We start from the raw sequence: 16,434 nt of genomic DNA, 5'->3' as shown, positions 1-16,434 counted from the left end.
GTATACTAGCCGCCCTCAACAAATAATAATTATCATTAAGCCTTCATAATGGATAAGAAAAAACAACGCAGCTTGAATAAGTGGCTTAAGCAACAGAGTAAGTTAGCGAAACGCTGGCTTATGATTGCGATTAGCCTTGGCGTACTTTCAAGCGTGTTCTTAATTGCTCAAGCAGCTCTTCTCGCCTCTATTCTTCACCAGCTGATCATCGAGAATGTCGATAAATCTGAACTGGTTGGTCATTTTGCAGGCTTGGCATTATCGGTCGTTGGCCGTGCTGGCTGTACATGGGGACGTGAAATCGCAGGTTATCGCTGCGGTGAACAAATCCGTGTCTACATCAGGCAACTCATCCTAGATAAATTACGTGAGTTAGGCCCTGCTTACATTAAAGGTAAACCTGCCGGTACGTGGGCAACGCTGTTGCTAGAACAAGTAGAAGACATGCAAGACTTCTTCTCTCGTTACTTACCTCAGATGTCTTTATCGGTAATGATTCCATTCATTATTTTGGTTGTGGTGTTCCCAGTAAACTGGGCAGCAGGACTGATCTTCTTGATTACTGCTCCACTGGTACCGATGTTCATGGCACTTGTTGGTATGAAAGCGGCCGATGCAAACCGTAAAAACTTCAAAGCGCTGCAGCGTCTTTCAGGTCACTTTTACGACCGTTTGCAGTCAATGACAACCATTCGTCTATTTGATCGCACCAACGCTGAAACAGAGGTACTTAAAGGTGCATCTGAAGTGTTCAGAACGCGTACCATGGATGTGTTGAAAATCGCTTTCTTGTCTTCTGCGGTACTTGAGTTCTTCACGTCGATCTCTATCGCGATGACGGCGGTTTACTTTGGTTTCACCTACATTGGTGAGCTTAACTTCGGCCACTACGGCGCGGGCATTACGCTATTCGCAGGTTTGTTTATCCTTATCTTGGCGCCAGAGTTTTACCAACCTCTGCGTGATTTAGGTACTTTCTACCACGCGAAGCAACAAGCGGTTGGCGCAGCCGAAAGTATTGTCGAGTTCTTAGAAACCGACATCACTAAGGTTAAATCAGGCGACGCTCAGCTCGATTCGGCTCAAGGCATCAATATTGAAGCTAACGACCTAAAAGTGTTAAGCCCTGAAGGTGTTCAATTGGTTGGTCCTATCTCGTTCGCACTTAACACTCGCCAATCGACTGCGTTAGTTGGCCCAAGTGGTGCGGGTAAAACAAGTTTGATCAATGCCATCCTTGGTTTCATGCCTTATGAAGGAAGCTTGAAAATCAATGGTATTGAATTGCGTGACCTCGACTTAGCCTCTTGGCGTAAAACCATTAGCTGGGTGGGTCAAAACCCATTGTTGTTGCACGGTAGTATTCGTGACAACGTCACTCTAGGTAAGCACGATATCGCTGACCAAGTTGTCGAGAATGCACTTGAGCAATCATTTGCTAGCGAATTTGTAAACGAGCACGGCTTGGATTACATGATTTCTGATCGCTCTGGCGGCCTTTCTGTTGGTCAATCTCAGCGTTTGGCTCTGGCTCGCGCAATGATTCAAGACGGTCAGTTCTGGTTGCTCGATGAACCAACTGCCAGCCTAGATACTCGTAGCGAACAGTTAGTGATGAAAGGCATCAATAGCAACATTGAAAGCCGCACTGCCCTACTTGTGACGCACCAACTCGCTCCTCTTAAATCAGTCGATAATATTCTGGTGATGCGCGATGGTGGTCTGGTTGAACAAGGTCATTACTCTCAGCTTTCGACTGCGGGTGGTTTGTTTGAAGAGATGCTGAACGCGAACTTAGCTCAACAAGATAATAAGGGTAATTTAGATGCGTGATTTACTGCCTTACCTGAAACTCTATAAAAAGCATTGGTTTGGCCTATCGCTAGGCATGCTATTGGCTTTCGCTACTCTGTCGGCTTCTATCGGCTTGTTAACGCTATCGGGTTGGTTCATTTCAGCTTCTGCGGTTGCAGGCCTTACGATTGCGCGTGAAACCTTCAACTATATGCTACCGGGTGGTGGTGTGCGTGGTTTGGCAATGAGCCGTACTGCCGGTCGTTGGGGTGAACGTGTTGTCAGCCATAATGCAACATTCAAACTGTTAACTGATCTGCGTATCTTCTTCTTCAAGAAGCTGGCTCCGCTGATCCCAGGTCGTATTTCAAACCTTCGTGATGCTGATCTTCTCAACCGCTTGGTTGCTGATGTAGACGCCATGGATCACGTGTACTTACGTTTAGTAAGCCCAGTGACGGTGGGTGTGTTCGGGATCTTCTTCCTGACTCTGTTCTTAATGTGGTTCGATAGCTCACTAGGTTTAATCTTGGGTTCTATCCTTCTGATCATGCTGTTGGTTTGGCCAATCTTGTTCTACAAATTGGGTAAACGTAACGGTGGTGAACTGACGCAAAACAAAGCAGATCTTCGTGTGACAACGCTAGATTGGATTGAAGGCTACAGCGAACTGACTCTGTTCGGTGCAGAAGAACGTTACCGTAATGCAATTCTAGAGACTCAACGCAAGCTGATGGCGAATCAGTTTGTGAATGCTAACCTAACCGGTATGGCTTCAGCTGCGCTAATGCTGTTCAACGGTTTAACGTTGGTTCTTATGCTTTGGCTTGCGGCTGACGGTGTGGGTGGTAATGCACCAGACCCGTTCATCGCGCTAATGGCATTCGCAACCATGGCAAGTTTTGAACTGCTGATGCCTATCGCAGGCGCGTTCCAGCATTTAGGTCAAACTCTGTCTTCTGCTCGTCGCTTGAATGAAGTTATTCTGTCAGAGCCTGAAGTTCAGTTTGCTGAAGAGAAACTCGACATCAACAAGCCGCTTGATATTACGTTCTCAAACGTGACGTTCAACTACCCTGACTCTGAGCGCAGTGTTCTGAACGCTGTTGACCTAACGATCCCTGCCACGCACAAGGTTGCGATTGTTGGTCAAACGGGTTCTGGTAAATCGACACTGATTCAGCTTCTGACTCGCTACTGGGATCCTAAAAAGGGTTACATCTCAATCGCGGGCATTGAACTGACTCAGTGGAACGAATCACAGCTTCGTGAATCAATCAGTGTGGTAAGCCAACGTGTCGACATTCTAAATGGTACTTTGCGTGACAACTTGTTGATTGCAAGACCAGAAGCGACCGATGATCACTTAGCGAATATCCTAAAAGATGTTGGTCTAGAAAAGCTGCTGGAGAATAACGCGCTTGATAGCTGGTTGGGTGACGGTGGTCGTCAACTGTCTGGTGGTGAGAAGCGCCGTATTGGTATTGCACGTGCAATCCTTCATGATGCCCCTATCCTGCTTCTTGATGAGCCAACAGAAGGCTTAGATAAGCAAACAGAGCAAAGCATCATGACGCTGTTCGAGAAGCACTTCGAAGGCAAGACGGTTATTTTCATTACGCACCGTTTGATTGGTCTAGAGTCGATGGATTCTATCGTTCTGATTGAACAAGGCGAGATTGTTGAAAACGGCTCTCACGAGAAGCTGTTAAACGAAGAAGGACGTTATTTCCAACTTCGTCAGGCAATCTAGCTTCCCCTTAAGCTATAAAGAAAACTATTCAAGGCCCGAGTTTATGCTCGGGCTTTTTGTTGTCTGCGATTCTAGTCTCGAGCAACCATTCCCCCCTAAACGGTTGTTCATGCGCTGATTAGTTTTGCCCTTTCCTACAAAAACTTACCATTTACAAAGCAACGAGTTGCACACAATTCAAGTCGTAGCACATTACTATGATCATCTTTCTAGGATAATACGTATCAATCAACCTCATGGAATAACCTCCCCCTAAAATAATGGAGAACAGTGTATGTCTTTACGATTAATCGCAACAACGATAGCGCTTGTAGGTGCTAGCTTTACCGCTCAAGCGAGCTCGGAATGTGAAGTATCGATTGATGCTAGTGATCAAATGAAATTTTCAACTGACACATTAAGCGTTCCAGCGAGCTGTAAAGAAGTGAAGCTGACGCTAAACCATACTGGTTCTATGCCAGCCCAATCAATGGGTCACAACGTCGTTATAACAGACACTGCGTCGCTACAAGCAGTAGGTATCGATGGTATGTCGGCAGGTATCGACAATAACTACGTAAAACCTGACGACAGCCGCGTTTACGCCTTCACTCGTGTTATCGGTGGTGGCGAGTCAACCTCAATCACTTTCAGCACAGAGAAAATGACAGCCGGTGGCGACTACTCTTTCCTATGTTCATTCCCGGGCCACTGGGCAATCATGAAGGGCAAGTTTGAGTTTAAATAACTCGTTAGTCTAGATGGTACAGATACATCAAAGCCCCAACCTAAGTCGGGGCTTTGTTATATTGGCTTCGATTACAGCTTGAAGCGGCTGATTTCGCTTTCTAGCTCGTGAGACAGTTCAGAAAGCTGCGCAGCTTGCTCTGCAGCTTGGTGTGCTTCGTCTGCTAGCTCGTTAGATACGTCACGGATTCCTTCAGTGTTACGAGTAATCTCAGACGTTACTGACGCTTGCTCTTCTGCAGCAGAAGCAATCTGTGTTGCCATGTCACTGATGCGTTCAACAGCAGCATGGATTTGCGTTAGGCTTGCAGCCGCTGAGTTCGCGTCATCAACACTGGTTTCAGCAAGTGTACGGCTATCGTTCATGATGTTAACCGCTTTGCCTGTTGTACCTTGCAGCAACTCAATCGTTTGTTGAATTTCTTGCGTTGAACCGTGTGTACGTTGGCTCAGAACTCGAACTTCATCCGCTACTACTGCGAAACCACGACCTTGCTCACCGGCACGTGCTGCTTCAATAGCGGCGTTAAGTGCAAGTAGGTTCGTTTGTTCTGCAATACCTTGAATGTTAGACAAGATAGCGTTGATGCTGTTGCCGTGCTCTTCAAGCTCGAGAATCACGTTAGTTGCGATTTGAACTTCTTGAGCAAGGTTTTGGATAGAGCTTTGAGTCTGTGTCACTTGACCAGTACCGTGCTCACACGCGCCAACCGCTTCAGATGAGTTCTGTGCAGTGTGGTCTGCATTACCTGCGATCTCTTGTGTTGCTGCAGCCATTTCGTTAACGGCTGTTGCTACCATGTTGATCTCGTCTTGTTGCATTTGGATACGAGCACTACGTTCTTCAGCTTGAGAAGCCGTTTGACGTGCTTGGTTGCCTAGCGCAGCAGATACTTCGCTTAGCTTGATCACCATGGTGTGCATGTTACCCACAAAGCGGTTGAAGTTTGCTGCAAGCTGACCAATTTCGTCGTCGCTCTTAGGCTCAAGGCGTTGAGTAAGATCGCCCTCACCTGAAGCAATTTCTTCAAGTGCTGCTGAAACGCGGTTTAGGTCGCGGAATAGGAAGCTTACTAACCAAGACACGAGTACGATTACGATGAGCGTAATAACGACAGCAGTGATGATCAGCTGAGTAAGTAGCGTTGAGTGGTTCGCTTCTTCTGTTGCTTTGTCCATCTGAACCGCGAAGATCCAGTTAGTGTTAGGCACCTTCGTGAAGTAAAGCAGCTTGTCTGCGCCGCGCTCTTTGATGATCTCGATGCTACCCGTACGCACTGCGTTTTCGATGATAGGCATAGAGATATCGTTTGAAAGCTGGCTTACCGGCTTCAAGCTTAGTGCTGAATCTGGGTGTGCTAGGAATGTGCCGTCAGAGGCATCAATTAGCATTGCGTAAGCGTTGTCACCAACATCAAGGCTGATTACATCGTTAACCAACTGGTCGATCAGTACGTCTGCACCAACAACACCAACAAGTTGGCCATTGTGGCGAACAGGTTCTGCGATCGTTACTAGAAGTGCTTTGGTGATTGCATCTTGGTAAGCCGTAGTAATGATTTGCTTACCTGCAGCGTTTGCTTCTTGGTACCAAGGACGTTGACGAGGATCGTAATCTGCACGATTACGTTCAGGATGTGAACGGTACATTCCACCTTCTGGAGTACCTAAAAAGATATCGTCAAAGCCACCCGCTACACGAGCTTGTCTAAGGAAAGGAACAACATCATCCTCTCGTGAAAAGTCATTAAATGCTGATGCGATATCAGTACGGATATCAATCCAGTTTTTAATACCTTCAGATGCTGCTTCAGATACGCTTTCAGCTCGTAGGTATACGCCATTACGAGTCTGTTCAAATAATTGGTTTGCTGACAACCAAGTCAACGCTGTAGCCATAACGACAACAGCAGATAGGCTAGCGCCTATCAACTTCTGCTTTAGTGTTAGTTTCATGTCAAAGTTTCACGAGTGGTGGGAAATCTCGCGCATACTACCCAATATTAGTATTAAATTCGAGCGATTTCACAATTTAATATTGGAATATAATTTTAAGCAAACCATAAGCTTAAGTAATGTCAAATCCTTGGCTTATCGCCAAATTTAAGGCGGTGTTGTCTCTACGGTTATTAACATTTTTATCGCACTTCACATGCTTAAAAGAGACAAGAAAACACGGTAAAGAGGAAACAAAAAAGGCAGAAGAGTTTCCTCTTCTGCCTTCATATTGTTTACCGTTCTACTGCGTATAAATTGCAGTAGATTTCAGCTTAAAAAGCCTAGCGTTTTTCTGTACGCATACCCATTAGCAAGCTCACACACATCAGTAATAGAATGATGGTAAATGGTAATGCCGTCGAGATTGCACCCGCTTGTAGAGCTTGTACTGCTTCAGTACCACCAACCCACAATAGAGCCACAGCAATCGCACCTTCAAGGAACGCCCAGAACACACGTTGAGGCACAGGCGTATCAACTTTACCACCCGCGGTGATGCTGTCGATTACTAGAGAGCCTGAGTCAGACGATGTAATGAAGAATACTAGAACCAATACAACCGCAATGATTGAAAGCAGAGTCCCGAACGGCAGTGCATCAAACATTTGGAACATTGCTAGTGATACATCTGTTAGGCCGTCTTGACCAAGAATACCAACGTTATTCACGATTTGGTCAATCGCCATGCCACCGAATACTGACATCCAAATGATAGTCACTGTAGTCGGTACAATCAGTACTGCTGTGATGAACTCACGAACGGTACGACCTTTAGAAACACGTGCGATAAACATACCTACGAATGGAGACCATGAGATCCACCAAGCCCAGTAGAATACAGTCCAACCGTGCATCCACGTTTCATCTTCACGACCGTGAGGGTTACTCAACGGAATGATGTTTTCAATGTATGCCATCAATGTCGTTGGGATAGAACCTAAAGTCACCGCGTAGCCGATTAGAGCCACTAAGATAAGCAGTAGGAAAGCCACCAACATGTTGATGTTACTGATAACTTTAACGCCACCATCAATACCACGAAGTACTGATACTACCGCCAATAAAGTCACCGCTGTAATCACAATAACTTGCAGACCTAAGCCCGCTTCAATGCCGAATACATGCTGAATACCACTTGCCGCTTGTTGTGCACCAAGACCTAACGATGTCGCCAGACCAAATAGCGTTGCAAGTACAGCAAGAATATCAACAATGTGACCTGCCCAGCCCCAAGCTCTATCACCTAAAATTGGGTAAAAGATAGAACGGATAGAAAGAGGCAATCCCTTGTTGTAAGAGAAAAACGCAAGTGACAGTGCTACTACGCCATAAATCGCCCAAGGGTGTAGACCCCAGTGATACATGGTTGCGCCCAATGCCAGTTTTGCAGCTTCTGGTGTGTTTGGTTCAACACCTAACGGAGTTTCAAACCAACCCGTGAAGTAAGCCGCTGGCTCTGCCACACTCCAGAACATCAAGCCGATACCCATACCTGCGGCAAACAGCATCGATAGCCAAGAGAAGAATGAGTAATCTGCCGTCGCATCAACACCACCAAGGCGGATTTTGCCGTACGGAGAAACAATCAAACCTAAGCAGAAAATTACGAAAATATTACCCGACCAGATGAAAAGCCAATCAAACGAATTGATAATCTGGCCTTTAACGCCATCTAGCGCAGCCTTTGCTGAAGCGGTATCTGTAATAAGAACACCGATCAGGAACAAAGCGATAAGTCCCGCACTAATACCAAATACTGGGTTATGAACATCAAAACCCCATTTTTGGACGTTATCTTGACCGACAGTGTAATCCGTACTGTCGATACTGTATTTATCTATACCTTTAGTCATCATCCCTCTCTACGGAATTCTATTAGGGTCTATTGACCTCGTATTCCTTACTTACCTGCGACTTAATTACAAACTCGAACCTACGATCCAAGTAGTACAAGCTGTTGTCACAATAATTCAAATACTTGGATGTCTGAAGTTTAGCAGGTTAACTTGTTGTTTTCAGTAAACTAGAATCGGTTCGATGGAATTTCAAACAATATTCACGTAATTACTCAAGTTTATGACGAAAAAAAGGTCGACCCTGTCGACCTTTTTATCAAAAATACTTTTAACTCAAAGCATTTTGGTGCTTAACCAATTGATTTTCAGTTCGTAAACCTAGCAATAAGCTTAGGCACATAAGCAATAATATGAAGGCAAATGGTAGCGCCATCGATACCGTTCCAGCTTGCAGTGCTTGAATAGATTCCGTACCACCAACCCATAGTAGAACCGCTGCAATCGCGCCGCCCATCAACGCCCAAAATACACGTTGTGGAACCGGTGCATCCACTTTACCGCCAGAGGTAATGCTATCGATAACCAATGAGCCTGAATCAGAAGAGGTGATAAAGAACACCATAATCAAACCAATCGATACCACTGAAAGCACAGAGCTCATTGGCAGAGCATCGTAAGTATGGAAAAGAGAAAGTGTAATATCTTGCAGACCATTCACACCAATCTCGCCCACCTTGTTCGCCACTTGATCAATCGCGATGCCACCGAAAATAGCCATCCAGATGATGATTACTGTCGTTGGGATGAACAATACAGCAACGATGAATTCACGAATCGTTCGACCTTTAGAGATACGAGCGATGAACATGCCTACGAATGGTGACCAAGACATCCACCACGCCCAGTAGAATACCGTCCAACCTTGCATCCACGTTTCGTCATCACGACCGTGAGGATTGCTTAAGGGAATGAAGTTTTCAATGTAGCCCATTAGCGCGGTTGGGATTGCTTTAATACCCGCCATGCCACCAGCGATGGTAACGAAGATAAGTAAGCCCAAAGCAACCAGCATGTTCACATTACTCAGAAGCTTTACACCACCGTTGATGCCACGAACCACGGACATTGTCGCTAAGAAAGTAACCACTGCGATAACAATCAGCTGCATGCCAATACCGCCATCGGTACCAAATACATGGTTAATACCACTGGTCGCTTGTTGAGCACCTAAGCCCAATGAAGTTGCAAGGCCAAATAGCGTTGCAAGCACAGCGACGATATCAACAATATGACCAAACCAACCCCAAGTTCTATCACCCAAGATAGGGTAGAAAATAGAGCGGATTGATAGAGGTAAACCTTTATTGAAGGTGAAGAAGGCAAGCGCTAGAGCAACAACCGCGTAAATCGCCCAACCGTGCAGACCCCAGTTGTAGATGGTTGCACCAAGAGCCAACTTCGCCGCTTCAGGAGAGTAAGCTTCAACACCTAGTGGTGTTTCATACCAGCCAGTGAAATAAGCTACTGGCTCAGCAACACCCCAGAACATTAAGCCAATACCCATTCCTGCGGCGAATAACATCGACATCCAAGATAGGTTTGAGTGCTCTGCTTTGGCATCATTGCCACCAATACGTATCTTGCCATACGGGGAGACAATGAGGGCAAAACAGAAAATTACGAAGATGTTTGCTGCCCACATGAAGAAACCATCGAAGTTACCAATGACTTTCCATTTGATTCCATCAAGCGCCGCTTTTGCGGTTTCAGGGTCTGCGACTAGAAGTGCCAACAGGAAGATAATGATCGCCCCTGCACTGATTCCAAATACTGGGTTATGAACATCAAAACCCCATTTCTGAACGTTATCTTGTCCTACTGTATAATCGGTATTTTCAATACTATACCTATCTTTTACAGGCTCCATGCTTCCTCTCTAATTTGCAGCGCACAGTTTGCAACATTGCATTCGGCGCTTAAATTTCGAAAAGAAGAATATCAACCTGTCGCAAAAATACTAAAAAAACCTCCATAAAGGAGGCGTAAATTACACATTTAGTAATTAAATTACACATTTAACGTTATTTAGCGTAAGATCAGTCCACAAGCCCGGAGCTGACCGCATATTTAGCAAGCTCTGCCGTAGAGTGAATATCGAGCTTATGCTTAATATTTTGCCTATGGGTTTCTACCGTTCGATAGCTGATATTCAGCGCCTTTGCGACCTCTTTACTGCTCTCCCCTTTTGCGACTAATTTCAGCACAGCCTCTTCACGTCTGCTCAATGGATTCTTGACAGATGGCGTGGGAGTAATCGGCTGAGTAAACAAATTCTGCGTGACTTTTTCACAGAAATAGGTCGATCCTTGATTGACCGTTTTGATTGCCTGTACCATTTTTTCAGCCGAAATCTCTTTCAACATGTAACCGACAGCACCCGACTGCATCACCTTCATGATGTATTCACGGTTGTTATGCATGGTCAGCATCAGGACCTTGGCTTCTGGGTCTTCTTCTTTAATCAGATGGGTGGCATCAATGCCATTCATGATAGGCATGCTGATATCCATCAACACCACATCAGGGCGCAGAGACTTAACGACCTCTACCGCTTCTAGTCCATTGCTGGCCGTACCTATCACGCTAATATCTGGCTCGAGTTCCAATCTCGCCATAAAGCCATCCAGTACCACTTGGTGATCATCAGCAATCACAACTCGAATAACTTCACTCATTCATTAATCCCTCTAGTGTCAGTAACACTGTAATTTCCGTTCCGAGGCCAATCTCACTCATCAATTCAAAGTCACCACCGATGAACTCCACTCGCTCTCTCATGTTACGCAGCCCGATCCCTCGTTTTTCCATCGCTTTATAGGTGTTGAAACCGACACCGTTATCTTGAATCAGTAGTTGCAACACATTACCAATTTGCTGAGCGATAACCGTTACTTTGGTCGCTTGTGCATGTTTTTCTATATTATTCAGCGACTCTTGCACGACTCGATATAGGGTCGTCGCCGCCTCTGATTTTAACTTACCAGGTTGAGTAGCAAACATGGTCTCGACTTCTATGCCCGAGTGCGCCTGAAAATCTAACAGTAATGAAGACAATGCCGCTTCTAAGCCTATGTCATCCAATGAACTTGGACGAAGTTGATGCGAGATGTGCCTCACTTCTTCGATCGCTCGCATCAGTGAATGCTGCGACTTATTCAAATGTGCTTTAAGGTCTTCATTTTGTAGCTTATTACCGAGCAGTTCCAAATGGCAACGACTCGACACTAATAATTGGTTAATACCATCATGCAACTCACGCGCTAGATGCTTCTTCTCGTCTTCTTGGAACATCACCGTCTTATGCGCCAGCTCCTTTAAGTTGTTATCAGCAATCCGATGTTCATGCATGTTAATAGCCAAGGTCAGCACGATGATGACCGCGACCGTTACGCTCAAAATCACCACAATCGAAAAGAACGTGGTTTCAATATTCTTATTTATCGCAGCCTGCATCGAAGCCACTTCTTGGTGTACGTCTTCAATATACAAGCCGGTGCCAATCATCCAGTCCCAACGCTCTAACCAAGCGGCGTAGCTCAGCTTAGACACCACCTCACCCGTCGACGGTTTTTGCCACAAATACTGGTGAAACCCGCCTCCGGTTTGCGCTTCTCTTAACAGAGCCTCTATCAGAAAATCGCCATCTTCATCTTGCAGTTGGAGTAGGTTTTGGCCTATCAATTCTGGCTGAATTGGATGAACCAAGTTGGTCCCGAGGCGATCGTATGCGAAGAAGTACCCATCAGAGCCATATCTAAGTTTAGACAATATGGTTCGAACTTTTTTTTTGGCTTGGGCTTCTTGGATATTTGGATCGTTATAGACGTGTTCTATGGCGTCGAACGCGAGATCAACCGTGTCTTTGAGGGCGTTTTCACGCGACTTGATTAGGCTGTCTCTAAAGATCTCGACTTCTTTAGCGCCTAACGTCTTAGTCTGGTGCAGCGAGATCCAACTAATACTCGCCGTTACCAGCAGCAACGGGAGCAACGTCAGCAAAATCAGCTTGGCTTTTAGAGGCATTCCTTTCCCTCACAAAAAACGGCTTACTGAACATCAATAAGCCGTTTTACTTTAGCAATTTATAGATAGCCGTCGAAACATATCATTCACATTCTTGGCTTCGCTCACATTCCATAGAAAGATGGGAAAGCGAGAAGTGATCCAAGTACGAGGATTTGAATCAGAATGAACGGCATCACACCTCGGTAGATGTCCTTAGTCGTCACGCCTTTCGGTGCTACGCCTTTTAAATAGAACAAACTAAAACCAAATGGCGGCGTTAAGAAGGAAGTTTGTAGGTTCATCGCAATAAGGATAGCGAACCATGTCATGTTGATGCCCATCAGTTCAGCAACTGGCGCAATGATCGGCACGATGATGAAACAGATCTCTACGAAGTCGATGAAGAAACCCAGAATCAGAATCACCAGCATGGTAATGATCAGGAAGCCCCATTTTTCACCTGGCAGTTGTAGCATCCACTCTTCAACCAGATAGTCGCCACCAGTGTAGGTAAACGCCATTGAGAATGCCGTTGCACCCAACAAGATAGCAAATACCATCGCCGTTACTTTCACCGTCTCTTTCGACGCCTCGTACACCATCGACCAACTAAATTGACCGTAAAGCAGTGCAAGTATCATCGCACCCGCGCCACCTAATGCGGCTGACTCTGTTGGCGTAGCAACACCTGCGAAGATAGAGCCCAGTACAACAATGATTAACGCTAGAGGCGGAAGAATCGCTTTCAGTGCATTAAACACTTCCTGCTTACGGCTGATGGAGTCATCACGTTCAATAGGTTGAGCCGCTTCAGGGTGTAGCTTTGCGTATATCAAGATATAAACGATGTACGCGCCGACCAGCATCACGCCCGGCCAAATCGCCGCTTGGAACAAGTCGCCTACAGGAACACCTAGAACATCACCCAATAGAATCAATACGATGGAGGGTGGAATGATCTGCCCTAGCGTACCAGACGCACAAATAGTGCCGCAGGCTAAGCCTTTGTCGTAATTGTACTTGAGCATTACAGGTAGGGAGATAAGTCCCATAGCAACAACAGAAGCACCAACCACGCCAGTAGAAGCCGCAAGTAGTGAACCTACTAATACGGTTGAAATCGCGATACCACCACGAACGCCGCCAAACAGTCGCCCCATAGACTCAAGCAACTGCTCAGCAAGCTTGGTCTTTTGTAGAACGAGCCCCATAAAAACAAACAATGGAACGGCCATCAGAACCGTGTTTTCCATAATGGATTGAATTCGATATGGCATGAAGGCAAACATTTCAATGCCCTCAGCCCAAACACCAAAGATTAACGCGATACCACCAAAGGTAAATGCCACTGGGAAGCCAAGTAAAAGCGCAAACAAGGCTACGAAAAACATTACTATTCCAATCATGTTCAGCCTCTACTTGTTTTTTGTATGAATATTGTTTGCATGGATAAGATGCGGATTAAAAATCTTATTCAGTGAATGCAGGATCAAACCTACGCCACTGAGTGCCATCAAAAAGAATGACAGCGGGATCATAGCTTTGATGATCCAGCGATACGGCAGGCCACCGGGATCGCCTGAGGTTTCACCCAGTTCATAACTCTCTTTGGCAACATCGATACCAAACCAAGCCACCAGCAGGCAAAACGGAAGTAGAAAGATAAGCGTGCCAAGCAGGTCAATAATCGCTTGTGCTTTAAAGCTCAATTGCTCATAGAACACGTCAACTCGAACATGGCCACCAGCCTTGATGGCATAAGGAACACCGAGTAGGAAAACGGCGGAGAAAAGGTGCCATTCCATCTCTTGGAAGGCGATAGAGACATCGTTGAAGGCATATCTCATGACAACGTCATACACGACGTTGGCGATAAGTAAAATAAACAACATACTGGAAAGCCATCCCAGTGCGTCACCGATACGATTAAACAGGCGTTCAATATAAATTAGACTTCGCATTCCCGACTCCATGGAATTTGAAAAGACATCGCGCAGCTGAGGTAACGAGCTGTAGGACGTAGAAAAGGTTCTTGAGCGTAATACAGGATTTATCCTGCTTAGTTATTATGTTTTAAATGAACCCTCGGCTTATTCACTCTTAAATACTCAATAAGAAAAGCTTCGGGTTCATTTAGATTCAGTTCAACAACTGTCGATTATTTCGCTTGGCTATTTAGATAAGCTCTATGTGAAATATCCGTCCATGAACGTACTTGCTCTAGGTAGCTTGCTTGTGAAGCTTGAATCTCTTTTGCTAGCTCATCTTTCTCAGCATGTGCAGCCAGTAGGCGATCGTTCGCTTCTTTCAGAGCAGACATAACCTCTGGTGGGAAATCTTTCACTTGTACATCTGGGTATTCTGTCTTCATTGAAACCCAGTTCTTACCACTTTCGTGCGTTGCTTGTGTGTACATGTCGTAAGCCGCAGTACGCATTGCAACACGTAAGATTTCTTGTAGGTCTTCAGGCAGCTTGTTCCATGTACGCTTGTTCACTAGGAATTGAAGCTCTGAACCCGGCTCGTGCCAACCTGTGTAGTAGTAAGGCGCGATTTTGTGGAAGCCCATTCGTAAATCCAGCGATGGACCTACCCACTCTAGTGCATCAATCGTGCGACGCTCTAGAGACGTGTAAAGTTCACCTGGGGCAATGTTCGTCGGTTTAGCACCTAGCTCAGCAAGAATCTCGCCTGCAAAGCCCGGGATTCGCATTTTCAGACCTTGTAGATCTTCAACGCTGTTGATCTCTTTTTGAAACCAACCCCCCATCTGGATATCCGTGTTACCACCAGGGAACGACATTAGGTTGTGTGGAGAGTAAACCTGCTCCATCAACTCCATACCGCCACCGTGATAGAACCACGCATATTGTTCAGCTGGCGTCATACCGAAAGGCATAGAAGTGAAGTAAAGAGTGTTTGGAACTTTACCTTTCCAGTAGTAAGAGCCTGAGTGACCCATGTCGTATTGACCAGACTTAACCATGTCAAAAACGCCAAGAGGTGCTTTGTGTTTGTTTGCTGAATCGATTCTGATTTGCAGTCGACCATTCGACATCTTCTCAGCCATCGCCGCCATGTTTTTGGTTGCATCACCGAAAACTGGGAAGTTTGGTCCCCAAGTTTCCGCAAGTTTTAAACGGTAAACCTTATCAGCGGCTGTAGCACCAGTAGCGACCAAAGCTAAACAAGCCGCAGCAGTTACTGCAACGTTTTTAAAAACTCGTGTGAGGGAGTTAGAAATGAGACTCATGTTCACGTCCTTTGTTGGGTTAACACTCTTTCTATGAGCATTTTTTATGATTCAACATAAGAGTGCACCGTGATGAGGCAACAAGATATCAGGGAGAGCACGCACGCATGGCGTTAACAAAGTTACGTATTAGACCAAAGGATTAAGTAGAACTACGTAGGAGATGATTGAATAGTGTCGATTTCAAAGGAGTTTGGATATTCACCAAGGCAATGCGTATTGATAAATACCTAAGTATTAATAATTAAATACTCTTAACAATTGATTGCCATTTCGTGATGAAGCTCTATTCATTGCTGTATTTTAGGGAAAAAAATCAAGGCTTTGCTCTCTTGATCTACCTAGCTAACGCCCTAATTTAGTGCTTGCTGATTCGAAGCTCTGACACGAGACAACACTAATCAGTTAAGCCGTATATCGAATTGGAATTGAGATTATAGAGCCTAGGTTTAGGCTTGGATTTGGGCTCGGACTTGGCATAATGTGCCAGATACAAAAAAGCCTCGAAAATCGAGGCTTAAAAACTTAACGAAGCGAATGTAATCCCACAGGATTAGATAGCTTTGTAGATAACCTTGTTACCTGCTAGCTGCTCTTTCGCTACTAGGTTTTCTTCAAGAAGTTTTTTCAATGCGCCTGTTGCCCATGAAGCTGCTTTCGCGTCTTCTTGACCAGCTTCTAGGCCGATACCTTTAGGGTTAATGCCTTCAGCATTGCTAACAACGATGTCTAGAACTTGTTGTTGCTTAGGAGTCAGTGCTACTGCAACTTCTTTAGTTGCTGCTACTGCTTTCTCTACCGCTGGTTTTGCTGCTACAGTTTTTTCTGCTACAACTTTCTCTGCGACAGGCTTCGCTTTTTTCGGCGTTGCCACTGCTTTAACTACAGCCGCTTTAGTGCGTTTCTGCAGTTTAGCCTGCACCTTACGCTTATGAGCAAGTCTCATTGAATATTTCTCCAGTTCACTGCTCTTTTCGCAGTGGTGAAAATTTGAAGCGCGATTTATACCAAAAAACAGGAGCTATTTGTAGAGTGAAGCGTCGAAAGTC

Annotated in this window: 12 protein-coding genes; 3 read left to right on the top strand and 9 right to left on the bottom strand. The window is 45.4% G+C overall.

Features of this window, described 5'->3' with window-relative positions:
- Positions 1-48: 48 nt before the first annotated feature.
- The 3 genes from cydD (at position 49) to azu (ending at position 4,274) form a co-directional block, all read left to right on the top strand.
- Positions 49-1,833, top strand: coding sequence for a heme ABC transporter permease/ATP-binding protein CydD (cydD, locus tag AB4323_RS06475; RefSeq protein WP_372151958.1), 1,785 nt, complete (start codon positions 49-51; stop codon positions 1,831-1,833).
- Positions 1,826-3,547 carry a heme ABC transporter ATP-binding protein/permease CydC gene (cydC, locus tag AB4323_RS06470; protein ID WP_372058016.1) on the top strand — a complete coding sequence of 574 codons (1,722 nt, stop codon included), beginning with the start codon at positions 1,826-1,828 and terminating at the stop codon, positions 3,545-3,547. The genes cydD and cydC overlap by 8 nt, the downstream gene beginning before the upstream one ends.
- A gap of 274 nt (positions 3,548-3,821) precedes the next feature.
- Entirely contained in the window at positions 3,822-4,274 is a 453-nt protein-coding gene (azu, locus tag AB4323_RS06465) for an azurin (RefSeq protein ID WP_017063577.1), read from the top strand.
- A 71-nt stretch (positions 4,275-4,345) separates the two neighbouring features.
- Here the strand turns inward: azu and AB4323_RS06460 are convergent, their stop codons facing one another.
- The 9 genes from AB4323_RS06460 to AB4323_RS06420 form a co-directional block, all read right to left on the bottom strand.
- The gene (locus AB4323_RS06460; RefSeq protein ID WP_017070254.1) at positions 4,346-6,229 is read right to left on the bottom strand and encodes a methyl-accepting chemotaxis protein; all 1,884 of its coding nucleotides are present in this window, start codon (positions 6,227-6,229) and stop codon (positions 4,346-4,348) included.
- A 323-nt stretch (positions 6,230-6,552) separates the two neighbouring features.
- Positions 6,553-8,124 carry a BCCT family transporter gene (locus tag AB4323_RS06455; protein WP_017060963.1) on the bottom strand — a complete coding sequence of 524 codons (1,572 nt, stop codon included), beginning with the start codon at positions 8,122-8,124 and terminating at the stop codon, positions 6,553-6,555.
- 271 nt (positions 8,125-8,395) lie between these two features.
- A complete protein-coding gene (locus AB4323_RS06450; protein ID WP_017066829.1) occupies positions 8,396-9,994 on the bottom strand; it encodes a BCCT family transporter in 1,599 nt (532 codons plus the stop codon).
- Positions 9,995-10,163: 169 nt separating this feature from the next.
- Entirely contained in the window at positions 10,164-10,802 is a 639-nt protein-coding gene (locus AB4323_RS06445) for a response regulator transcription factor (RefSeq protein WP_017060961.1), read from the bottom strand.
- Complete coding sequence (locus AB4323_RS06440) at positions 10,795-12,150, bottom strand: cache domain-containing protein (protein ID WP_017063573.1); 1,356 nt, start codon at positions 12,148-12,150, stop codon at positions 10,795-10,797. The genes AB4323_RS06445 and AB4323_RS06440 overlap by 8 nt, the downstream gene beginning before the upstream one ends.
- A 104-nt stretch (positions 12,151-12,254) precedes the next feature.
- A complete protein-coding gene (locus AB4323_RS06435) occupies positions 12,255-13,538 on the bottom strand; it encodes a TRAP transporter large permease subunit (RefSeq protein WP_029235146.1) in 1,284 nt (427 codons plus the stop codon).
- Positions 13,539-13,547: 9 nt separating this feature from the next.
- Positions 13,548-14,093 (bottom strand): TRAP transporter small permease subunit, encoded by a 546-nt coding sequence (locus AB4323_RS06430; RefSeq protein ID WP_017060958.1) that lies wholly within the window; start codon positions 14,091-14,093, stop codon positions 13,548-13,550.
- Positions 14,094-14,290: 197 nt separating this feature from the next.
- A complete protein-coding gene (locus AB4323_RS06425; RefSeq protein ID WP_017060957.1) occupies positions 14,291-15,385 on the bottom strand; it encodes a TRAP transporter substrate-binding protein in 1,095 nt (364 codons plus the stop codon).
- 553 nt (positions 15,386-15,938) lie between these two features.
- The gene (locus AB4323_RS06420; protein WP_017060956.1) at positions 15,939-16,331 is read right to left on the bottom strand and encodes a hypothetical protein; all 393 of its coding nucleotides are present in this window, start codon (positions 16,329-16,331) and stop codon (positions 15,939-15,941) included.
- Between the last annotated feature and the right edge of the window lie 103 nt (positions 16,332-16,434).

The sequence above is a fragment of the Vibrio sp. 10N.261.52.C11 genome (assembly GCF_041471405.1).
Classification (GTDB): Bacteria; Pseudomonadota; Gammaproteobacteria; order Enterobacterales; family Vibrionaceae; genus Vibrio; species Vibrio crassostreae_C.
This window is presented reverse-complemented; position numbering and strand designations above follow the sequence as displayed.